The organism is Streptomyces sp. NPDC037013 (assembly GCF_055607265.1).
In genome coordinates this window covers 655659-678003 of the sequence record NZ_JBVJRV010000003.1, presented here as the reverse complement: position 1 = coordinate 678003, position 22345 = coordinate 655659, and the positions used below count along the sequence as shown (strand labels likewise).

The window sequence follows — 22345 nt, the reverse complement described above, 5'->3', positions numbered from 1 at the left end:
GTCAGTTGTCCCCTTCGTGGCGCAGGGAGACCGCGGGGTCGCCGCGGCGCAGCGAGAGCGCCGCGATGATCAGGAGCGGGACGGCGGCCACGGCGGCGAGCAGCGTGGCGACCCGTGCGGCGGGCAGCTCGACGAGGACCGGGGGGAGCGGCTGGGTCGCCTCGCCGGTGAGCACGATCAGCGGGACCACGGCCCGGGTGAGGACGGCCCCGAGCCCCAGGCCGACGAGGAGCGCGACGCCGAGGAGGAAGCCCTGTTCGGCCGCGATCAGCAGGGCGAGGCGGCGGCGCGGGGCGCCGAGCGCGCGCAACACCCCGAACTCCGCGGCCCGTTCGCGCAGGGACGCCGCGGCGCTCACCGCGAAGCCGACGGCGGCCAGCGCGGCGGCGGCCGCCGCGACCGCGAGCAGCGCGGACTGCGGGCCCGCGCCGAGCGGGTCGTCGCGCAGCTCGCGGGCGATCTCGTCGCGTACGAGGACCTGTTCGGGGTCGGTGTCGGGGCGGGCGCGCAGTGCGGCGGCAGCCCGCTCCGCGCCGCCCGCGCGCGTGCTGAGCCACCACTCCGTGGCGGCCAGCGGGGTCTTGCCGGCCTGCGTGAGGCGCGCGTTGACGCTCGGCAGGTCGAGCAGCACGGCACCGCCGCCGTCCGGGCCACCGCCCACCGCGGCACCCCCGCCGACCGAGGAGCCCGCCGCGCCGGAGCTTGCCGCGCCGTCCGGTGAGGCCGCCGCCGGAAGTTCCCGTACCGCCTTCGCGATCCGCACCCGCAGCGTCCCGCCGCCGGTCGGCACGTCCACGCGCGCGCCGACCTTCGCGCCGCCCGCCCGCAGGAACGCCTCCGTCACCACGGCCGGCAACGGCGCACCCGGTTCCCGCGCCGCCCGGCCCGGCGCGAGGGCCGCCGCCACCGCCTCCCGGTCCGCGCCGTCCGCACGGGTCAGCATCCCGGACGCGGCGTGCGCCGTGTCCAGCGCCAGGACCGAGGCCTGCCGGTCGTCCGACAGGTCCATGGTGAGGCGGGCGGCGGGCGCGGCCGCCCGTACGCCGGGCAGTGCCCGGAAGACCCTGCCCTGCTCGCCCGGCGGCACCCGGCTGCCGAGCACCCGGATCTGCGTACCCGCGCGGAAGTCCGCCTGATCCTCCTGCGAACGGTCCCAGGACGCGCCCTGCCCGATCGCCAGCATGCCCATCGCCACGGCGAGTACGAGCAGCAGCACCGGGCCCGCGCCGCGCAACGGCCGCCTGCTGAGCTGCCAGCCCGCGAGCGCCCCCGGCAGCCCCCGCCCCCTGGCCGCCCACCGCTCGGCGAACCGGGCCGCGGGCGGCAGCAGCCGCAGCGTCACCACGGTGCCCGCGAGGAGCGCGAGGGCCGGGGCGGCCACCAGGAGCGGGTCGATGCCGAGCCGCCCCGAGCGGTCGTCGCTGAGCGCGCCTGAACCCGACGTACGGCTGTCCAGCTGCCAGTACGCGACCGCGGCGATCACCAGCAGCCCCACGTCCGCGCCCGCCCGCAGCGGCGCGGGCAGCGCCGCGGCCCGCACCGGACGGCGTGCGCCCGCCGTGGCCGAGAGCGCGGGCGCCACCACCGCGAGCGCGCAGCCGAGCGCGGTGACCGCGGCGGCCGACCACACGGCGGCGCCCGCACCGGCCTCCAGCCGCAGACCGGTGCGGGCCAGGGCGCCGTGCCCGGCGATGAGTCCGGTCAGCGGGCCCGCGAGGAGCGGCGCGAGGACGACGGCGGGCAGCGCGAGCAGCAGCGCCTCCACGGCCGCGAGCCAGGCGATGCGGCCGCGCGCGCCGCCGCGCGCCATGAGCAGCGCGGTCTCGCCGCCGCGCTCGGCGGCCAGCAGCCGGGCGACCAGGAGCAGCGCGTACCCGGCGAGCATGATCAGCTGCAGGGCGACGATGAGCAGCGTGGAACGGGCGACGAGCAGCGCACGCGCGGCCCGGTCGAGGACCTCGGGCAGCGCGGTCGCCGCGCTCGGACTGCCGCGCAGGGCGGGACTCTTCACCAATGCGTCCGGGCCCTTGGCCGCCGCCGAGCGCAGCGCGTCGACGCGGTCCGTGGTGACGGTCCCGAAGTCGGCGGTGGCCAGCCACTGCGTCCCGTCCGCCGAGACGCGCGAGCCGGTGAGCACCGCCCGGTCGACGAGCAGCGGCCCGTAGACCATGAACACGCCCTGCCGCATGCCGCGCCCGCCCAGCTCGTCGAGGCGCCAGTACGGGTCGGCGGGGTCGGCCGGGCGGTAGAGACCGGTGACCCGGACCGTGACGTCCGGGCCCGAAAGGCGGTCGGTGAGGGTGACGGGGGCGGAGCCGGGACCGAGGCGGAGCCGGGCGGCGGCGGCCTCGGGCAGCGCCACCTCGATAGGGGCGGTACCGCGGCCGGACCGCTGTGCCGCGCCACTGCCCGGACCCGGCCAACTGCCCTTGGTGAGGCGGATCCTGGACCGGTCGATGGCCGCGAAACGGGTCAGGTCGGGCCGGCCGGCGGAGCGCCCGCCGGGCAGGGCGTACGTGCCCGAACGGGTCAGGGAGAGCAGCCGTACCGGCAGGCCGTCGAAGGTGCGCCGTGCCCCCTCACGCACCGCGCGGTCCGCCGCACCGGCCGCGCCCGGCGCGACCTGGCTGCGGACGACGAGCGCCGCGGGCGCCGCGGAGCCGGTGCGCAGGGTGTGTCGCAGCGCCGCGTCACCGATCGCCCCGGAGAACGCGGTGAGCGTGGCGAGGACCGCCGTGGTCAGCAGGACGGCGAGGAGGGCGGCGGCGAGCAGCAGCCGGTGGGCGCGCACGCGCAGAAGAACGAACCCCGTCAACGCCGCCGACCCCCCGTGCCCTGCCCGCGCCCGCGCTCGCGTTCACGCGAAGCGCGGGTGCCCGTGCCTGTGTGCCGCCCCCCAGCGGTCACTGTGGATGCTTTCAGAGGGCAGGCACTTACGGAAGGGGCGAGAGCACGAGCCGCACGGGCAAACAGGATCCTGACAACCGGGGTGGGCCGGGCGGGCGAGCGGGTGTCAGCCCTCGGAGTTGACCATGGACGCCGCCGCGTACGTCAGGTAGTTCCACAGCGTCCGCTCGTGCTCCTCGGAGAGACCGAGCTGGTCGACGGCCGCCCGCATGTGCTTCAGCCAGGCGTCGTGCGCGGCCCGGTCGACGGTGAACGGCGCGTGCCGCATGCGGAGCCGGGGGTGGCCGCGGTTGTCGCTGTACGTACGGGGGCCGCCCCAGTACTGCATGAGGAAGAGCGCGAGGCGCTCCTCGGCGGGGCCCAGGTCCTCCTCCGGGTACATCGGCCGCAGCAGCGGGTCCTCCGCGACCCCCTGGTAGAAGAGGTGCACCAGGCGCCGGAAGGTCTCCTCGCCGCCGACCTGCTCGTAGTAGGTCTGCTCCTGAAGCGTGCCGTGCGGGATCTCTTTCACGCGTTCCATGGTCTCAGACGGGGCGGCCGAGTACGGAAGGCTTAGGACCATCGCCCGGATCACCGGCACCACCCCGGGCCCGGCCCCCCGGTCCCGCCGCTCGCATCGCGGGCGGCGGCGCAGCACAGTGGAGTCATGGAACCCGATCCTGACCTCGTCTCCGAGGCCCGGGCCGCCCTCCTGCGCGAGATCGAGGCGAGCGGGGTCTGGCGGGACGACCCCGCCTGGCGGGCGTCGTTCGAAGCCGTGCCGCGCCACCTCTTCGTGCCGTACTACTACGTGGGCGTGGCCGGGGGATACGAGCGGCTGTGGGGCGAGGACCCCGACGAGCGGCACCGCGTCCGCTGGCTGCGCGGCGCCTACGCGGACGCCCCGCTCGCCACCCGGGTGCGCGACGGCGAGCTGCTCTCCTCCAGCAGCCAGCCGTCCCTGATGGCGAAGATGCTCCAGGAACTGGACGTACGGGAGGGCGATCACGTACTGGAGATCGGGGCCGGCACCGGCTACAACGCGGCGCTCCTCGCGCACCGGCTCGGCGACGACCACGTCACCACCGTCGACCTGGACCCGGAGATCACCGAGTCCGCGCGGCGGCACCTGGCCGCCGCGGGCCACCGCCCGGCCGTGGTCACCGGCGACGGCGCGGCCGGCTGCCCCGAACGCGCCCCCTACGACCGGATCATCGCCACCTGCACCCTCGGGTCGGTGCCCAGGGCCTGGCTCGCCCAGTGCGCGCCCGGCGCCCGCATCCTCGCGCCGCTGGCCACCGGCCTGATCGCGCTGACCGTGCAGGACGCGGACCACGCCGAGGGGCGGTTCCTGCACACCCCCGCCTACTTCGTGCCGCTGCGGGGCGGCGACGCGAAGGCCCCGCACGAACGGCACCTGGGCGGGCTGCCGCGCGGAGCCCTGCAGAACGAACTCTTCCGCTTCCTTCTCGAGCTGACCTCGGGCAGCCTCGATCCGCACGAAGCGCTCGCGCTGTGGCAGCGCGAGGGGCTGCCGGTGCGCGAGCGCTTCGGGGTCACCGTGAGCGGTCCGTACGCGTGGGCCTGGCTCGACGACCCGGAGGGGCCGTACGTCTGGCCCCTGTGAACCGGGTCAGTCGCGGCGGATCGTGATCGTCGTCCAGGCGCCCACGTGCACCTGGTCGCCGTCCTGGAGCGGGACGGGGACGAACGGCTGGATGGGCTCCTCGCCGCCGTTGACCGTGGTGCCGTTGGTGGAGTTCTGGTCGACCACCGCCCAGCTGCCGTCCGGCTGCTGGACGAGCACCGCGTGCTGGTGCGAGACGCCCGGGTCCTCCGGCGGCACCGACAGGTCGATGTCCGGGGTGTCACCCGTGGAGTGCCTGCGGCGGCCGATGCTGATCTGGTTCCCGGCGAGCGGACGCTGCTGCTCCGGCGAGTACGCGGGCAGGTTGAGGCCCGAGGCCTCCGGGCCGCTGCGCTGCATCATCGCCATGAAGTACTCGCGGTCGGGACCGATCGTCGCCGTCCACGTGCCCGGACCCTGCGGTGCCTGAGGCGGCTGGCCCTGTCCCTGCTGCTGGCCCTGTCCCTGCTGCCCGGGACCCTGCTGCTGTCCCGGTCCCTGCTGGAAGTGGTCCTGCTGCGGGAAGGACTCCTGCTGCCGGAACGAGTCCGGCTGCGGGAAGGGCTCCTGCTGGGCCGGGGCGGAGGGCGGCGAGAGCACCCAGTCGTCACCGCCACCGCCACCGCCGAACGACGGTCCCGGCGGAGGCGGTGGCGGACCCTGCGGTGCGCCCGACTCCTGCGGGAACGCGGGCGGCGCGGGCGGACCCGGCTGCTGGAACGCCTGCGGGGCGCCGGGCGGCGCCTGACCGGGGCCGGGACCATGCGGACCGGGCTGACCCGGGCCGTGCTGCCCCGGACCCTGCTGACCCGGGCCGTGCTGCCCCGGACCCTGCGGGCCGCCGCCGTTGCCGAACGGCGGGATCGGCTCGGCGGGGCGGTTCATCTGCGAGGGGCGCGAGCCCTGGTACTCGTAGCCCGGCGGCGGCTGCTGCTGGAACTGCTGCGCGGGGCCGGGGCCGGGGCCGGGACCGGGGCCGGGACCGCGCCCGGGGCCGCCCTGCGTGCCGGGCAGCGGCGGGTTCGGCGCGGCCGGGGTGTACGAGGTCGCCGTGTTGGTCAGGAAGTTCCAGCGGCACTCCTCGCAGAACGGCGCGTTCGCCTCGCGGGGCGTGCGGCACTGCGGGCAGAGCTCGGCCTCGGGGGCCGGGTCCGGGACGGCGGCCAGGTGCGGGCGGCCGGGCGCGGGCTGCGGGAAGCCCGGGTCCTGGCCGGGCGGCGGCGGAGGATAGCCGTATCCGGCCGCGGGCGGCGGCGGAGGCGGCGGCGGTACGGCACCGGCCATGCGGTGACCGCAGACCTCGCACCAGTCGTCGGAACCCGACTGGTGTCCGTTCGGGCAGGTCGGCATGTCGGCGCTTCCCCCTCTCCTTCTCCGGCCCGAGGGCCGTACATCGCTGCTTCTTCAGGACTGTGTCGGTCAGGACCGCTCGGTCACGACTGCTCGGTCACGGCCGCTCGGTCACGACTGCTTCTTCACGCGAACGGTCTTCGTCGACCGTGTTTCGAGTGTCATCTCGTCGGCCTCGGCGACCTTCGCCTTCAATCGAACAGTACCTGCAGCGGCATCCACGACGTCCACCACCTTCGAAAGCAGTTTCGCCGTATCGGCATTGCCCGAGGCGCTCGCGAGCTGTACGGCGCGGCCCAGCTTCGCCGTCGCGCCGTCGACATCTCCCGATTTGCGGGCGTCAAGACCCTGCTGGATGACTTGTGCCAGTTCCGCCTGGCCCGTGTAGTGCGCGACCTGCGGATTGATCGAGGTGGAGGCCGCCATGTCGTCCGTCCACACCGCCCGCACCAGCCCCTGGGACAGCGTCTGCGCGCTGCCGTCCTCCTGCGGCACGACCAGCGAGACCCGGGCCGCGAGCATCTCCTGGCCCAGTTCGGCGCCCGGCACGTGCACACAGATGTGGTAGTCGCGGGACTCGTCGCCCCAGGACCCCGTGGGGTAGTCCCCGGCGCGCGGCCCCGCCTCCGTGCGGCGGGAGGTCAAGTCCTCGACCGTGGGCGCCACTTGCTTCACGAACCTGATCTCCACGCCCACCGGCGTCCACAGCCTCAGGCTGACGTCGGCGACCTCCTTGCCCATCGCCGTCTCCATCATCTGCGTGAAGTCGGCGGCGAGGTTGGCGGGGTCGGCGACGATGTCGGCGGTGCCGAGCAGCGCGGAGGCGATCCCTGTGACCTCCTTCACCTCCCAGTCCGTGCCGACACCGCGGGCGTCGCAGGTGAAGCGGCCCGCGCAGGAGTCGAGCGCGGCCTGGAGGTCGCCCGGCGACTCGTGTTCGTTGCGGCCGTCGGTGAGCAGGATGCCGTGCCGGATGCCGACGTCGGCGGAGGCCAGCAGGCGGTCGGCCAGGCGCAGCCAGGTGCCGATCGCCGTGCCGCCGCCCGCGCTCAGCCTGCGCAGCGCCTGCTTGGCCTGGTCCCGGGTCCGCGCGCTCGCCACCGCGAGCCGCCCGTCGCCCGGATAGATCTCCTTGGCGACATGGGTGCCGCCGATCACCGCGAAGTGCACGCCGTCGCGCACGGCGTCGATCGCCGCGGCCGTGGCGTCCCGCGCGCCGCGCATCTTCGTCGGCGGGTAGTCCATCGAACCGGAACAGTCGACCATGATCGCCACGGCCGCGTCCGGGCTCTGGCCCGCCGAGTACAGGTGTGGGGCGCGCACCGCGGACCCGATCGTCCCGCCCCCGGTCGAGGTGACGGTGGCGATGGCGTTGACCTCCCGGCCGCCCTCCGGGAGGTACTCGTTCTGGTAGACGTCCACCGAGAACTGCGGCACGTTCGACTTCGAGAAGTTGGCCATGGAACTGCTCCCCCTCAGACCCTAGGACTTCGTACCCCGGCGTCCCCCTAGTCGGCCGGGCCGCCCGCGGGCGGACCTGCGTCCGCCGTACCGGCGGGTGTGCGTGCGCTCTAGGCCGATCCTGCCCCTTGCGGCACGAACGGGAACGGGACGACGGCCACTGTTACGTTGTCGTGGCCCCCGCCGTCCAGCGCGTGGCCGACCAGGACCCGGGCGCTGTGCAGCGGCCGGTCCGCGGCGTCGGCGGGCACCGCGTCGGCCATCTCCTCCACGGCCTCCGCGTAGTTCCACAGCCCGTCCGTGCACACCACCACTACACCCGCACGGTCCGGCTTGAAGGAAGCGGTGTGCGGCTCCAGTTCGTACGCGTCCGCGCCGAGCCAGCCCGTGATGGCGTGCGCGCGCTCGTCGGCGTACGCCTCGGCCTCGCTCATCAGGCCCGCGGCGACCATCTGGGCCGCCCACGAGTCGTCCTCGGTCAGGCGGACGGTGGGGCCGGTGCGGTCGTCGGGGACCCAGTAGGCGCGGCTGTCACCGACCCAGCCGACGACGAGCAGGCCGCCGGCGACGACCGCGCCGACCAGCGTGCAGGCGGGCGCGTTCTGGTGCGGGCTGTGCTCGCGGGCCGAAGCGGGCTCGGCGGCAAGGGCGTTGACGGCCTCGGACGCCGCGAGGATCGCGTCGTGCATGCCCTGCTGCGGGTGGGTGCCGCGCGGCAGCGACTCCAGGAGCGCGGCGTTGGCGGCGCGCGAGGCGGCGAGCGAGGCCTCGTCCGGGCGGGTCGCGGAGGAGACGCCGTCGCAGACGATCGCGACGACGGCGGCGGAGCCGTCCGGCAGAGCGGCCGCGGAGATCGCGAAGGCGTCCTCGTTGCGGTGATGGCGCAGCCCGCGGTCGCTGACCGCGGCGACCGCGTCGAGCTCCTGCTCCATGTGGTCGCGCTCGCGCGGCTGGGCGTGCCCGCAGTTCTCGCAGTACCCGTCCGGGTCCACGCGGCCCGACCGGCAGGCCACGCAGAGCTTGGTGCCGGCCGCGGGCGTGGGGTCGGAGGACTCCGCGCGCGGGTCGGCGGCGGCCGGTGCGGCCGTGCCCGGGGCGGGCAGCGGGTACTCGTCGGGCTCCGCGCCGGCGGCCGGCTCCCCGGCGATTCCGTCGGCGGCCGCGGCGGCCGCCGGGGCGGCCTCGGGGTTCCCGGTGAGCCGGCCGCCCGCCGAGTCCGTGCCCGGCAGTTCCGCCGGGAGGTGGGTCGGTACGGGCCGGTCGGAGCTGTCGACGTCCGGCGCGGCGGGCCACGGCGCGGACTCCCCGGCGGGGGCGGCCGGTGCCGCGGATCCATTGGGGGAGGCGGACCCGTTGGGTGACGCGGCCGGCCGCGGTGGCACCGCCGACAGGTCGAACCCGCACGCACCGCAATACAGGTCACCCGACTCCAGCGGCTCCTCACAGCTGGGGCAGGCAGACAGCTGGGGCATCTGCGACATACTCACACCCACGTCCGGGGGCGGAAACGGTTGGCCCGCTCCACCAGTTCGATCCTCTCCTCGCCACCCTGTGCGAGCCGGGCCAGTGTCCGGTACGAACGTTCCAGACCGAACCGGAGGCCACGCTCGTCCAGGTCACTGCCGAGCAGTACGGTCCGCGCACCGGTGGTGGCCGGCGGCGCGGAAGCGTGACCAGAGTGCCTACCGGAGAGTACCCAGTCGAGCGCCGTCCCCAGTACCTCGGTCGACAGGCGCTCCCTGCGCACCGCGTCCAGACCGAACCCGGCGAGCGCCTCGATCTGCCCCGCGGCGGCCGTCAGGTCGTCCAGGAAGGCGGCGCCCGGCGAGCCGTCCGGGCCGGACGTCAGCCGCCTGCGCAGCCGGGCCCGCACCGCCGCCACCCGCGCCGCGGTGTAGTGGATGGACGACTCGGGCACCGACTCCAGGGTGCGCACGGCGCCTGCCCTGTCGCCGGCGGCGAGCTGCACGCGGGCCAGGCCGAACGCCGCGCTCACATAGCTCGGGTCGGTCGCCCACACCAGGCGGTAGTACTCCGCGGCGTTGTCGAGCTGGCCGAGGACCTCCGCACAGACGCCGAGCGCCAGCTTCGGCGCGGGCTCGCCGGGGAACGCGTCGTAGACCGCGTCGAAGGAGAGCGCGGAGTTCTCGAAGTCGCCGGTGGCCAGGGCCGCGACGCCCCGGTACCAGACCACCCGCCAGTCGTCCGGATGCTGGCGCTCGAGATCGGCCAGGGCCTGCGCGGCGGGCGCCAGCTCGCCCATGGAGAGCCGTGCGCGCAGGCCGCGCAGCCGCAGCTCCAGCGAGTCGGCGGGCGCCGCCCGCAGCGCGGTGATCAGTTCGCCGGGGGCGGAGGCGATGAGGCCGGCGAGGAAGCCGGCGTTCGGGTCGTTCGGGTCCACGAGGGGCACGGGCAGCGCGAGGGCGGTCGCGGCGGCGTCCAGCTCCCGGACGATCCCCGTACCGCCCGCGGCGCCCGGTGCGCCGGCCGGCAGCGCCCTGCCGTTGCCCGACGGCTCGACGGGCCGTGCCCCCAGAGCCGACACCTCCCCGGTCAGCTCCGCGAACAGCTCCGTGTCCGGCACCTTCACCTCGGGCCCGAACAGCGTGGAGAGCGCGGGCCGCGGCCGCCCGGTCTGCAGCGCCACGACCTCCCGCAGGACGCCCGTGAGCTGCTCGGCCATCTCCTGCGCGGAGGCGAAGCGCCGGGCGGGATCCGGGTCCGTCGCCCGGACCAGGAGGCGGTAGAACGACTCGTACGTACGGAAGACCTCGATGTTGTCGGGGTCCGGCAGGGAGTCCACGAACACGTTCGTATAGCCCTGGAAGTCGAAGGTGAGGACCGCCAGGGTGCGCGCCACCGTGTACAGGTCGGAGGCGACCGAGGGGCCCACGTCGGCGACTTCGGGGGCCTGGTAGCCGACGGTGCCGTAGATCGCGGACTCGTCGTCGTCCATCCGGCGGACCGCGCCCATGTCGATGAGCTTGAGCTGGCCCTCCGTCTGGATGGCGTTGTCGACCTTGAAGTCGCAGTACAGGAGGTTGCGGCTGTGCAGGTGGCCGAGGGCCTCCAGGGCCTCGATGCCGTACGCGCAGGCCTGCTCGACCGGGAGCGGGTCGCGCTTGCCCTCTGGCGTGCGGCGGCCGTTGGCGATCTCCTTCAGGGACTTGCCGCCCACGTACTCCATGACGATGTAGCCGTCCATGGAGCCGGTGCGCTGGTCGAGGTGCTCCACGAAGTTGTAGATCCGCACGATGTTCGCGTGCTCGATCTCGGCGAGGAAGCGGCGCTCGGAGATCGCGGCGGCCATCGCGTCCTGGTCACCGGTGTCGAGCAGGCCCTTGAGCACCACCCAGCGGTCCGAGACGGCGCGGTCGATGGCGAGGTAGACCCAGCCGAGGCCGCCGTGCGCCAGACAGCCCACCACTTGATACTGGCCGTGCACGATGTCGCCCTCGGCCAGCTTCGGCACGAAGGAGTAGGGATGGCCGCACTTGGTGCAGAACCCCTCGGTGCGGCCAGGCCGGTCACCCCGCGCCCGCCCCACCGGCGCCCCGCAGTCCGAGCGCGAACAGAACCGCTTCCGCTCGGGCACCTCGGGGTTGGCCTGCACCGCGTCGCGCGGGTCGGGGCGCGGCACGTCCGGCACCGTGACCAGCCCGGCACCCAGCCGGCCGCGGCCCGACGAACCGGTCGCCGAGCCGGAGCTGCGCACCGACACCGAACGCGACGCCGACCCGCCGGACAGGGAGCGGGAGAGCCGCCCCGACACCGACCTGCGCGAGGACTGCGACCGGGAGGACCGGGACGAGCGCGAGGAGGCGCGCGACGAGGAGCGGGCGCTGGAACTGCCCGAGCCCCGCGACCCCTTGCCGCCGCCCGTGATGCCCGTCGGCGACGAACCCACCATGCCGTCGGGCGCGACCACCGGGGCGAGACCGCAGGTGTCGCAGTACAGCTCCCCGCCGCCGACGTCCTCGTACGACCCCGCGCATCCGGGCCGCTGACACTGCCGCTGGCTCACGATTCCCCCGTCCGGTCGGTGGGCCCGCCCTGCTGCGGGACCCTCGGCGCGAGCACCTCGGCGGCGGCCTGCTGATAGCGCAGGACCGCCTGCTCCGCCACGCGCAGATCGCAGGGCGCGCTCCACAGCATCCGGCGGGCCGCGTCGTACCGCTCGATCAGGAACGGGTCCTCGGCGTGGCCGAGCCGGGCGACCTTCGCCTTGTACGCGTCCAGGCGGCCGCGGAGCTCGGCGCGGACCGCGAGCGGTGCCGTGACGGCGGTCAACGACTCGCGGGCGCGCAGCAGTTCGTCCTCGGCCTTCTCCTCCAGGGACTCCAGGAGCGGCGAGAGGCGGTGCCACTGCCCGAACCTGCGGTACTCGGCGGCGGCCGCCAGCTGCTCCTGGAGAGCGGTCGGCGGGCCGCTGACCGCGGGCACCTCGGAGGCGGCGATCTTCGCGAGGACCTCGCCGCGCGCGGAACGCGCCTCGGCGAGGGTGCGGTCCGCGCGGGAGAGCACGTCGCGCAGCCTGCCGAGCCGGGCCTCCGCGTCCTGGCGGACGGTGAGCACCGCCTCGATCTCACGGCGCACCTCCTCCAGGGCGCGGGCCTCGCGGTCGTACCGCTCGGTGTGCGGGCGGCCGCCGCCCGGCGCCGAACTGCCTTCCGCGCGCTGCCAGAAGGCCAGCGGATCGGAGACGACCTGTTCGCGCAGCGCGGTCAGGGTGCGGGTGATGCGCTCCAGGTCGTCGCCGGCCGGATGCTCCCCGGGGCGCACCCCCACGGAGTGGGCGAGCTGGCGGGTGCGGGCCAGCTCGGCGGAGAGCAGGTCGATGCGGGCGGGCAGCGCGGACCAGACGGCGTCGGCGGCGACGACCATGTCCAGGGAGTGCGCGTACAGCTCGTTCATCCGGGTCACGAGCTCTTCGAGCGTGAACCGTTCGGTCAGCCTGGCGGGGCCGGTGATCGACGGGGAGGTGCCGGACGTGGTGGCGCCCGCGACGGTCACGGACTCGCCGCGCAGCAGCTCCGTCAGCTCCACGAGGTCGTCGCGGCTGGGCCAGCGTCTGCGCTCGCGCACCTCGCGGGCGGCGCGCAGGGCACCCGCATAGGCGTCGAAGTAGGCCCAGAGCAGCGTGATCCGGTCCTCGGTGGCCGTCCAGCGCTCCTCGGTGACGCCGGTGAGCCGGGCGCCTTCGAGGAGGCGCCGGCCCGCGTGGTCCTGGAGGGCGAGGAGCGAGGTCTCGATCGCCTCGTGCTCGGCGTCGAGGCGCGCCAGCGCACGGTCCACCTCGTCCCGGTCCATCACCGGACCGGGGGGTCCCGCGACGCTCATCGATCACCTCTCCGCTCTCTGTCGCCGCGAGTCCTCGGTGGTGAGTCCCCGGCCGTAACTCTCCAGTGGTACCAGGTCGGTTGTCGGATCCGGGTCAGTCGCGGTACTCGGGGGCCGGCGGGCGGGCCTCGCCGAGGCCCTCCTTCAGCCACTTGTCGTACGACTTCTGCCAGCCGTCGTTCTTCCGGTAGTCGTCGAGGACCTTGTTGACCCGGCGGACCAGGTCGTCCGAACCCTTCTTCATCGCCACGCCGTAGTGCTCCGTGGTGAACGGCTTCTCGCCCTTGAGCTCGACCGTCGGGTCCTGGGCGGCCTGGCCCGCCGCGAGCGCGCTGTCGGTCACCACGGCGTCCACCTCGCCGAGCTGGAGCCGTACCAGGCAGTCGAGTTGGTTGGGGACCGTGGTGGATATGTCGGCGCCGTAGTTCTTCTTCTTGAGCTCCTCCTCGGCGATGGAGCCGGAGGCGGAGCAGACCTTCTTGCCCGCCAGCGAGGAGTTGTAGCCGGTGATGTCCTTGTCCTTCTTCGGGGCGAGCACCTGCTGGCCCGTCTCGAAGTAGTCGGTGGAGAAGTCCACGTCGTCCAGGCGGGTGCAGTTGACCGTCATGGTGCGCACGACCATGTCGACCTGGCCGCTCTGGATCGCCGGGATGCGCTGGTTGGTGGGGATCGCGCGGAACACGATGGCGTCGCGGTCGCCGAAGATCTCCTCGGCCATCTCGCGGGCGAGGTCGATGTCGAAGCCCTCCAGCTTGCCGCCGGGCTTGTTCGGGTCGCGGTAGCCCCAGCGGTAGCTGTTCTGGTCGACGCCGACGATGAGCTTCTTGACCGCGCGGTTCTTGATCCTGTCGATCGCCGGGCCGTCCTTGGACGAGGGGCGCAGGCTGCGGTCGTTGCACTCGCCGCCGCCGGCCCGCGCGGGCACGGCCACCGTGGTGCCGGGACCCGCCCGGTCCGCGCCGGTGCCGCCGCCCCCGCTCCAGTGCGGCAGGGCCAGGACGAGTGTGCCCGTCAGGACACCGGCAAGGCCCAGCGCGCCGGCCGCGCCGCCCCAGCCGCGCAGCCCGCCGGCCGTGCCGCGTCGTGTCCGCATCGTCCGCGCGCCCCCTCTCACCTCTGACCCCATCACCGGTACTCCGAAAGCCTGCGGCCGATGCCGAGCACGGCGCCCGCCGCGGCGAGGACCGCGAGGACGGCCGCGCCGACCGCGAGGCCGCTCATGGCGCCCCTGCCGTCCTGTGCCGCCTGCCGGAACTCGTTCTGCTCGAACGCCAGGGCCCGGTCCAGGGCCGCGTCCACATTGTCGAAGCACTCGCCGGTCGGCTCGTCGTCCTTGGAGCCGATGACCTTGTCCAGCGCGTCCTTGTAGTCGCCGGAGTCGTCGCTGGCGCGCGCCACCTTGTGCCGGTCCTTCCACACGCCCACGTTCTTCGCGGCCTCGGCGACCGGGCCCGCGCCGCCGGTGTCGCGGGCGAGCCGCGCCGCCTCGCCGAGCAGGCCGCTGTCGTCGTCGCCGAGCTGCTTCATCTGCGTGCGGTAGGCGACGTCGAACTTGTCCTCGGGCTCGCCGCCCACCTCGGTGGTCTCGGCGCCCCGGCTGACCAGGGTGAGGTTCTCGTTGCCGCGGGCCTTCAGGGAGCTGATGCGGGCGTCGTTCAGGACGTTCAGCGAGCGCACCCCGTGGTCGTACGAATCGTTGAGGCCCGCGCGCGCGAAGGTGTGGCCGACCACCAGCCAGAGCAGCACGACGGTGGCGGCCGCGGTGGCGGCGAGCAGCCCGTGGTTGAACACGCGGTTCGTACGGCGGTAGTTGCGGCGCTGCGCCCAGGCGAGGGCGGCCAGCGCGAGGACGCCGAGCGCGATGGCGAACCAGGGGTACGGCTTGGCGTCGGCGTAGTCCGAACCGAGCCGTTCGTTCTCCGACGTGTAGAGCTTCTCGGCGGCCGGGAGCATCCGCGTCTGCATCGTGTCGTTCGCGTACCGCAGATAGGCGCCGCCCAGGGGCAGGCCCTGCCGGTTGTTGGCGCGGGCGCGCTCGATCAGGCCGGTGTACTGCGGCAGGAGCTTGTTCAGCTCGCCGACGGACGCCGCCGACGTGGAGTCCGAGCCCGCGTTCGACGCGGCCTTGGCCAGCTTCTCGGAGGCGCGGTCGATGTCGCGCTCGTACCGGGCGCGGACGGCGGCCGGCTCCTGGCCGCCCGCCAGGAAGCCGCTGGACGCCGCCGTGTTGGCGTCGGCCAGCGAGCGGTAGATGGCCGCGGCGTCGGCGCTCAGCGGCTGGCTGCGGTGCAGCACGTCGTCCGCGGCGGCCGAACGCTCCGTCATCTGCCAGGTGGTGACCGCCCCGAACGCGACGACGAGCAGGGCGAGGACGGCACCGATGATGCGGAGCCTGCCCGGCTCCGTGGTCGCGGCGGCGCGCAGCCGGTCCACGCCCTCGGACCAGGCGGTGCGGCGCCCGGCCGGGGCGGACGGCGGCGCCTGCCCCGGCGGGCCGGGCGGTGCGCCGGCCGCCTGCGGCGGGACGGCGGGCATCGCCGGCGCGGTCCCTCCCGGGCCCTGCCCGGGCACGGCCGGAGCCCGGCCGGGCGGACCGGGCGGCAACGCGCTGCCGTGCGGCGGATGTGTCACCTTGACCTCGACCTCCCCCTCGGGTCTCCGGACGGCGGCTTCCACCCGGCGCGCGGCGCCGGAAGAAGTCCCCGGCCGCAAGTATTGCCGCAGGGACTGACATCCGGACAGGCCTTGACTCGATCTTGTTCGGATCCCTGCCCTTGTACACGAGATCGAGGGGGGTTCGGTTCCCGCCCGCGCCCCCCCGGCGCGGGCGGGTGCCCGTCAGCGGACGTCCGCGCCGCTCTCGTACTGCTCCCGCACGCGCGCGTGCACCCGCGTCGGCGCACCCACCCGGTCGAGGCCCAGCAGGGCCGCGCCGAGCACCGGACGCGCGACGACCACCTGCGGCACCGCCTTCGGCGCCCGCTCGGCGAGCAAGAACCGCACGCGGTCGTCGAGTTGAGGGTGCCGGGCGGCGAGTACGCTGCCGCCGAGCAGCACCGGCGCCTCCTCGTCCAGCAGGGAGAGGCGCTCCAGGGCCACCGTCGCCATCGCCACCACCTCGTCGGCCATCCGGTCCACCAGCGACCGCGCCACCGCGTCGCCGGCCGCCGCCGTGGCGAACAGGACCGGCGTCAGCTCGTGCCGCCGCACCGGCGCGACATGCCCCAGGTGCAGCGCCTCGATCAGCGCGTACATGGACGCGAGACCGAAGTGCGCGGGCAGCGCCTCGCGCAGCGCCGTCGCGGGCCCGCGACCGTCCTCGGCGCGCGCCGCGTGCCACAGCGCCTCCTCGGCGAGGCCGCCGCCCCCGCCCCAGTCCCCCGAGATGCGGCCGATGGCGGGGAAGCGGGCGGTGCGCCCGTCCGGCAGCATGCCGACGCAGTTGATGCCCGCCCCGCACACCACGGCGACGCCGCGCGGCTCGGCGTCCTCCAGGAGCCCGGCGCGCAGGATGGCGAAGGTGTCGTTGCGCACCTCCACCGAAGGACCCCAGGCGCGCCGCCGCAGCGCCAGCGCCAACTCCCGCTCCTCCACCGGCAGATCGGCGTTGGCCAGACACGCGGAGACATGGCCCACGGAGGCGACACCGGCCTCGGCGAACGCCCGCGCCACCGGCTCCGCGAGCCCGTCCATCGCCGCCTCGACCCCCACCAGCGGCGGCTGGAACCCGCCGCCGCGGGCCGCGCCGACCACCTGGCCGTCGGCCGCGACCACCGCGACGTCGGTCTTGCTGTTGCCCGCGTCGATCGCGAGCACGCTCGTGCCTACGCCCACGCCAGGTGCTCCCGGTTGTGCGCGATGAGGCGGTCGGTGAGGGCTTCCGCCTGCGCGTACTGGCCCACCAGCGGGTGGGCGAGCAGCGCCTTGAACACGCGCTCGCGGCCACCGTGCAGCGCCGCCCGCAGCGCCAGCTCCTCGTAGGCGGTGACGTGGGCGATGAGCCCCGCGTAGAGCGGGTCGAGCTCCGGCACGGCGAGCGGCCTCGCGCCCTTGCCGTCGACCGTGGCCTGCACCTCGATGACCGCGTCGTCCGGCAGGAACGGCAGCGTGCCGTTGTTGACGGTGTTCACCACCTGGTACGGGCTGCCCCCGTTGCCGAGCAGCGACGCCGCGAGGTCGACGGCCGCCTCCGAGTAGAAGGCGCCGCCGCGCCGGGCGAGCAGCTCCGGCTTCTCGTCGAGCGCCGGGTCGCCGTACATCTTCAGCAACTCGGCCTCCATCTGCGCGACTTCGGCGGCGCGCGACGGCTTGGTGCCGAGCTCCTCGACCACGGCGTCGTGCTGGTAGTAGTAGCGCAGGTAGTACGAGGGGACGACGCCGAGCCGGTCGACGATCTCGCGCGGCATGCGCAGGTCCGCGGCGACCGCGTCCCCGTGCTCGGCGATGAGCCGCGGCAGGACGTCCTCGCCGCCGGGCCCGCCGAGTCGTACACCCGTCTCCCAGGTGAGGTGGTTCAGGCCCACGTGATCGAGGTGGACCTCGCCCGGCGTGACGTCGAGCAGCGCGGCGAACTTGCGCTGGAAGCCGATCGCCACGTTGCACAGGCCGACGGCCTTGTGGCCGGCCTGGAGCAGCGCGCGGGTGACGATGCCGACCGGGTTGGTGAAGTCGATGATCCAGGCGTTCGGGTTGGTGCGCCGGACCCGTTCGGCGATGTCGAGGACGACGGGCACGGTGCGCAGCGCCTTCGCGAGGCCGCCCGCGCCGGTGGTCTCCTGACCGACGCAGCCGCACTCCAGGGGCCAGGTCTCGTCCTGCTGACGGGCCGCCTGGCCGCCGACGCGCAGCTGGAGCAGGACGGCGTCGGCGTCCGCGACCCCGGCGTCCACGTCGGAGGTGGTGCGGATGACGCCCGGGTGGCCCTGCTTGGCGAAGATGCGCCGCGCGAGGCCCCCGACGAGTTCGAGCCGGTCGGCGGCGGGGTCGACGAGGACGAGCTCCTCGATCGGCAGGGTGTCCCTCAACCGCGCGAATCCGTCGATGAGTTCGGGTGTGTAGGTCGACCCTCCGCCGACCACTGCGAGCTTCATACCGTTTCTCAGCCCTTTACTCCGGTGAGGGTGACGCCTTCGACGAAGGCCTTCTGTGCGAAGAAGAAGATGACGATGACGGGCGCCATGACGAGCAGCGTCGCGGCCATGGTCATGTTCCAGTTGACGCTGTGGGCGCTCTTGAACGACTCGAGGCCGTAACTGAGCGTCCAGGCGCCGGGGTTCTGGGCGGCGTAGATCTGCGGCCCGAAGTAGTCGTTCCAGCAGTAGAAGAACTGGAAGAGCGCGATGGCGGCGATGCCCGGCTTCGCCATCGGCACCACGATTCTGACCAGTGTGCGGAACTCCCCGCAGCCGTCGACCTTCGCCGACTCGATGTACTCCTTGGGGATGGTCAGGAGGAACTGCCGCAGCAGGAAGATCGAGTACGCGTCACCGAACGCCATCGGGATGATCAGCGGCCACAGCGTGCCCGACAGGTGGAACTGCTGGGCCCACACCAGGTACATGGGGATCACGATGACCTGCGGCGGCAGCATCATCGTCGAGATGACGAGCAGCATCGCGGTACGCCGGCCGCGGAAGCGGAACTTGGCCAGCGCGTACGCCACGGGGATCGCCGAGCAGACCGTGAAGAGGGTGCCGAGCCCCGCGTACATGAGCGAGTTGCGCCACCAGTCGAGGAACCCCGGCGTCTCGAACACGGCCTTGTAGTTGGACCAGTGCCACGAGTCGGGCCACAGGTCGCCGCTCATCGCCTGCGCGTCGCTCATCACCGACGTCAGGAAGACGAAGACGAACGGCAGGATGAACAGGAGCGCGACGGCGATCGCCACGCTGTGCACGGCGATCCAGTGCAGGATGCGCTTGCGGCGGGCGCGGGCCGCGGCGGGGCCCCGGTTCGGTGCGGTCCGTTCGGACGCCGACGCCGGTGTGGGCGCGCTGAGAGTCGTGGAAGTCATCGAAAGTCCTCAGTCCTCCGCCGCGAGCAGCCCGGAACGCTTGCGCATCAGGAGCATGGTCACGGCCATGGCGATGGCGAAGAGCACGAGCGAGAGAACGCACGCCGCACCGGTGTTGAAGTTCTGGAAGCCCATCTGGTAGACGAGCTGGGGGACCGTGAGGGTCGAGTGGTCCGGATAGCCGGGCTGGATCACCGAACCGGGTCCGATGTTGACCCCGGAGGCGACCTTTCCTGCGACCAGGGCCTGCGTGTAGTACTGCATGGTCTGGACGACACCGGTGACCACCGCGAACATCACGATCGGCGTGATGGCCGGCCAGGTCACGTACCGGAACTTGGCGAAGGCGCCCGCGCCGTCGAGATCGGCCGCCTCGTACTGCTCCTTCGGTACGTCGAGCAGCGCGGCCATGAAGATCACCATCAGGTCGCCGATGCCCCACAGGGAGAGCAGCACCAGGGAGGGCTTGGCGGTGTCCGGGTCGTTGAACCAGTTGGGCCCGGATATCCCGACCGCGTCGAGGATCTCGTTGACCGGACCCGTCCCCGGGTTGAGCAGGAAGACGAAGGCGACGGTGGCGGCCACCGGCGGGGCGAGATACGGGATGTAGAAGGCGGTGCGGAAGAAGCCGACCCCCGTCTTGATCTTCGTGATCAGCAGTCCGAGCGAGAGCCCGAAGACCACCCGCAGGGCCACCATGATCACGACCAGCCACAGCGTGTTCCACAGGGCCGGACCGAACAGGGGCATCTGCTCGAACACGTACTTCCAGTTCCTGAGGCCCACGAAGGTGGGCTCCTTGATCTGGTTGTAGTGCATGAACGAGAAGTAGACCGTCGCGATCAGCGGATACGCGAAGAAGACGCTGAAGCCGACCAGCCAGGGGGAGAGGAAGCCCAGCGTGCGCAGCCTGCGGCGCGCGGGAGGGGAGAGGTGCAGTGCTCGTGCCATGGCTCAGGGGTCCTCAGCTCTTCGACTGGAGGGTGTCGGCGTCGATCTGGTCGTCGAGCTTCTTCAGGCCCTCGCGCAGATCGGAGACGCGCCCGGCCTCCACGGAGTACGCGAAGTCCTGCAGCGAGACGACATAGGCGCCGCCGTTGACGGAGGGCGGCAGGGCCTTGCTGTGCTTGTTCGCCAGGATGTCGAAGAAGGCCCGGAAGGTCGGATCGGAGTCCAGATCGGGCGACTTGAGCGCCGCGAAGGTGGAGGGCACGTTGTGGATCGCGTTCGCGAACCTCACCACCTGCCCGGTGTCCGCCGTCAGGAACCGCACCAGCTCCCATGCGGCGTTCTGGTGCTTGCTGCTGTGCGCGATGCCGGCGACGGTGCCGGTGATGAAACCGCGCCCGTACGTGTCGGCCTGGTCGTCCGGCACCGGCAGCGGGGCCACGCCCCAGTCGAAGTCCGCCTTGGCCTCGTTCAGCATCAGGCCGCGCCACTCGCCGTCCAGATGCATCGCGACCTTGCCGGTCAGGAAGGCGTTCTGGCTGGACATCTCGTCCCCGAAGGTCAGCCGGAACCGCTCCAGATCACCGAAGCCGCCCTGCGCGTCGGCGAGTTGCTTGGCCGTCTTGAAGAACTTGTACGTCGACGGCTCGTCGGCCAGCCGCGCGTTCCCCTTGGCGTCGAAGTACCGCGGCCCCCACTGCGCGAAGAGCCGGTCCGGACTGTTCTGGTAGAAGCGGAAGTTGGGCAGGAACCCGACCCGCTTGTAGGAGTGCTCGCCCTTGCGCACGGTCAGCTTCTTGGCGGCCTTCGCCAACTCGGACATCGTGTGCGGCGGACGCGTGATGCCCGCCTCCTCGAAGGCGTCCTTGTTGTAGTACATGCCGTAGGCATCCGCGAGAAGCGGCAGCGCGCACTGGTTGCCCCGGTAACTGGTGTAGTCGAGCAGCGTCTTGGGGAAGGTCTTCCGCTTGTCGAGCCCGTTCTTCTCCATGAACGGGTCGAGGTCCGCCCACATCCCCGAGTCGCAGTACTGGCCCACGTTGTTGGTGGTGAACGACGAGACCACGTCCGGCGCCTTGTCGCCGCCCGCGCGCAGGGCCTGGTTGACGGTCTCGTCGGAGACGTTCCCGGTGGCCTGCACGTCGATGTTCGGGTGCAGCTTCTCGAACCGTTCGATGCTCTCGTCGACGGCCTTCACCTCGCCGGGCGTCGACCAGCCGTGCCAGAACTTCAGGGTGACCGGCTTGGTCGGGTCGTCGTTCGCGCTGCCGACGCTCGGATTGGCGCAGCCGGAGAGCAACAGACCGGCTGCGGCGAGCGCCGCTGACGCGCAGGTGGGCATGCGCCATCGCGGCATGGCGGGGTCCTTTTCGGGGAGGGAGGGAGGGGAGGGGAGTGCAGGGGTGGGGGATACCTGGGCGGGGCGGCTCGGCTCAGGCCGTGTCGAAGACCTGGTCGCGGGCCTGGGTGAGGGCCGAGCGGAGTGCCCCGGTGAGGATCGGGTCGCCGGAGAGTTCGCTGATGCGGATCTGCGGGCGGGGGAGCGCCAGCCCGGTGAGCTCCTCCTCGACGCGGGCCCGCAGCTTGTCGCCGCCGGCCTGGGCCACCGAGCCCGACAGCACGACGAGTTCGGGGTCGACGACGGCGACGACCGCGGCGATGCCGGTGGCGATGCGCCGCGCGACTTCGTCGAGGGCGGTGTCGTCGGCCATGACCTCGGCCAACGTCGCGCCGCCGCCGGTGAGTTCACGTACGACGTACGCGGAGACGAGGCTCTCGAAGCCGCCGCCCTCCCACGAGCCGCCGCGCGCGAGGGGGGCGCCAGGCAGGGGCATGTAGCCGATCTCGCCCGCGCCGCCGGTCGCGCCGCGCAGCAGGTTCCCGCCGAGCACGATGGCCGCGCCCACGCCTTCGTCGAGCCAGGTCAGCACGTAGTTGTCGTGGTCCTGGGCGGCGCCCTCGTACTGCTCGGCGACGGCGGCGAGGTTCACGTCGTTCTCGATGTCGACGGGGGTGCCGAGGACGGCGGCGAGATCGTCGCGCAACGTGCGGGAGTGCCAGCCCGGCAGGTGCGGGGCGTACCGCAGCTCACCGGTGTGCGGGTCGATGGCGCCCGGGGTGCCGATCACGGCGGCGCGCAGATCGTCGTGGCCGAGCCCGGCCTGGCGCAGCGCCCCGTCGACGGCCTCCGCGACGAGCTGGGCGGTGCGGTGCCGCACGTCCTCGGCGACGGCTTCGGCCTCGACGCGCCGGCGGCCGAGAACGGTGCCGGTGATGTCGGCGACGAGGGCGGTGATCCCGGTCGGGTCGGCGGACAGCGCGGCGACGTGCCCGGCGCCGGGATCGATCTCGTACAGCAGGGCGTTGGGACCGGGGCGCCCGCTGAGGCTGCCGGTGGTGTGGACGAGCCCGGCCGCTTCGAGCCGCCCGAGGAGCTGCGAGGTGGTGGGCTTCGACAGCCCGGTCAGCTCGCCGATACGGGTACGGGTGAGGGGCCCGTGCGCGACGAGCAGATCGAGCACGGCCCGGTCGTTCATGGCCCGCAGGACACTCGGCGTGCCGGGGGTACCCGGAGTCCCCGGGGTGCTGCCCGCTGCTGCCATGACGACACCTGCTCTTCCGTGGGTCTTCCGTGGGCGGCTAACTGTTAGGAAACTTTCCAATTCGTGAGGACGGTACGGCTGGCGCGAAGAGCCAGTCAAGAGAAGACACCGGTCCGG

At 73.4% G+C, this 22345-nt stretch carries 17 protein-coding genes; 2 read left to right on the top strand and 15 right to left on the bottom strand.

Annotation, left to right across the window (positions count from 1 at the left end):
* Position 1: 1 nt before the first annotated feature.
* Positions 2–2815 (bottom strand): FtsX-like permease family protein, encoded by a 2814-nt coding sequence (locus ACZ7DY_RS12870; RefSeq protein WP_471133739.1) that lies wholly within the window; start codon positions 2813–2815, stop codon positions 2–4.
* Between the two features lie 198 nt (positions 2816–3013).
* Positions 3014–3427, bottom strand: coding sequence for a globin (locus ACZ7DY_RS12865; RefSeq protein WP_306336998.1), 414 nt, complete (start codon positions 3425–3427; stop codon positions 3014–3016).
* 126 nt (positions 3428–3553) lie between these two features.
* On the opposite strand from ACZ7DY_RS12865, the gene ACZ7DY_RS12860 reads away from it, so the two are divergent.
* The gene (locus ACZ7DY_RS12860) at positions 3554–4513 is read left to right on the top strand and encodes a methyltransferase domain-containing protein (protein ID WP_471133735.1); all 960 of its coding nucleotides are present in this window, start codon (positions 3554–3556) and stop codon (positions 4511–4513) included.
* 6 nt (positions 4514–4519) lie between these two features.
* On the opposite strand, the gene ACZ7DY_RS12855 is transcribed toward ACZ7DY_RS12860, so the two are convergent.
* From ACZ7DY_RS12855 to ACZ7DY_RS12840, 4 genes are all read right to left on the bottom strand, one after another.
* Complete coding sequence (locus ACZ7DY_RS12855) at positions 4520–5863, bottom strand: FHA domain-containing protein (RefSeq protein WP_471133732.1); 1344 nt, start codon at positions 5861–5863, stop codon at positions 4520–4522.
* Positions 5864–5974: 111 nt separating this feature from the next.
* The gene (locus ACZ7DY_RS12850) at positions 5975–7324 is read right to left on the bottom strand and encodes a vWA domain-containing protein (RefSeq protein ID WP_471133730.1); all 1350 of its coding nucleotides are present in this window, start codon (positions 7322–7324) and stop codon (positions 5975–5977) included.
* 110 nt (positions 7325–7434) lie between these two features.
* Complete coding sequence (locus ACZ7DY_RS12845; RefSeq protein ID WP_471133727.1) at positions 7435–8805, bottom strand: PP2C family protein-serine/threonine phosphatase; 1371 nt, start codon at positions 8803–8805, stop codon at positions 7435–7437.
* Between the two features lie 2 nt (positions 8806–8807).
* Positions 8808–10964, bottom strand: a complete 2157-nt coding sequence (locus ACZ7DY_RS12840) for a serine/threonine-protein kinase (protein ID WP_471133724.1) — start codon at positions 10962–10964, stop codon at positions 8808–8810.
* 10 nt (positions 10965–10974) lie between these two features.
* Between ACZ7DY_RS12840 and ACZ7DY_RS12835 the strand changes: the two genes are divergently transcribed.
* On the top strand, positions 10975–11331 hold the full coding sequence (locus tag ACZ7DY_RS12835; protein WP_471133721.1) for a hypothetical protein: 357 nt from the start codon (positions 10975–10977) through the stop codon (positions 11329–11331).
* A 13-nt stretch (positions 11332–11344) separates the two neighbouring features.
* Here the strand turns inward: ACZ7DY_RS12835 and ACZ7DY_RS12830 are convergent, their stop codons facing one another.
* The 9 genes from ACZ7DY_RS12830 to ACZ7DY_RS12790 all read right to left on the bottom strand — a co-directional run bounded on the left by ACZ7DY_RS12830 (position 11345) and on the right by ACZ7DY_RS12790 (position 22228).
* Positions 11345–12664 carry a hypothetical protein gene (locus tag ACZ7DY_RS12830; RefSeq protein ID WP_471133718.1) on the bottom strand — a complete coding sequence of 440 codons (1320 nt, stop codon included), beginning with the start codon at positions 12662–12664 and terminating at the stop codon, positions 11345–11347.
* A 94-nt stretch (positions 12665–12758) separates the two neighbouring features.
* Entirely contained in the window at positions 12759–13757 is a 999-nt protein-coding gene (locus ACZ7DY_RS12825) for a glutamate ABC transporter substrate-binding protein (RefSeq protein WP_471133715.1), read from the bottom strand.
* Positions 13758–13789: 32 nt separating this feature from the next.
* Positions 13790–15199, bottom strand: coding sequence for a hypothetical protein (locus ACZ7DY_RS12820; RefSeq protein ID WP_471133713.1), 1410 nt, complete (start codon positions 15197–15199; stop codon positions 13790–13792).
* Positions 15200–15502: 303 nt separating this feature from the next.
* Positions 15503–16498 carry an N-acetylglucosamine kinase gene (locus tag ACZ7DY_RS12815; protein ID WP_471133710.1) on the bottom strand — a complete coding sequence of 332 codons (996 nt, stop codon included), beginning with the start codon at positions 16496–16498 and terminating at the stop codon, positions 15503–15505.
* A complete protein-coding gene (locus tag ACZ7DY_RS12810) occupies positions 16489–17754 on the bottom strand; it encodes a 6-phospho-beta-glucosidase (RefSeq protein WP_471133707.1) in 1266 nt (421 codons plus the stop codon). Before ACZ7DY_RS12810 ends, ACZ7DY_RS12815 begins: the two co-directional genes overlap by 10 nt.
* Before the next feature lie 8 nt (positions 17755–17762).
* Entirely contained in the window at positions 17763–18677 is a 915-nt protein-coding gene (locus ACZ7DY_RS12805; protein WP_471133704.1) for a carbohydrate ABC transporter permease, read from the bottom strand.
* A gap of 9 nt (positions 18678–18686) precedes the next feature.
* Positions 18687–19628, bottom strand: a complete 942-nt coding sequence (locus ACZ7DY_RS12800) for a carbohydrate ABC transporter permease (RefSeq protein ID WP_471133702.1) — start codon at positions 19626–19628, stop codon at positions 18687–18689.
* Positions 19629–19641: 13 nt separating this feature from the next.
* A complete protein-coding gene (locus tag ACZ7DY_RS12795; protein WP_471133700.1) occupies positions 19642–20982 on the bottom strand; it encodes an ABC transporter substrate-binding protein in 1341 nt (446 codons plus the stop codon).
* A gap of 76 nt (positions 20983–21058) precedes the next feature.
* Positions 21059–22228, bottom strand: coding sequence for an ROK family transcriptional regulator (locus ACZ7DY_RS12790; RefSeq protein WP_471133697.1), 1170 nt, complete (start codon positions 22226–22228; stop codon positions 21059–21061).
* Between the last annotated feature and the right edge of the window lie 117 nt (positions 22229–22345).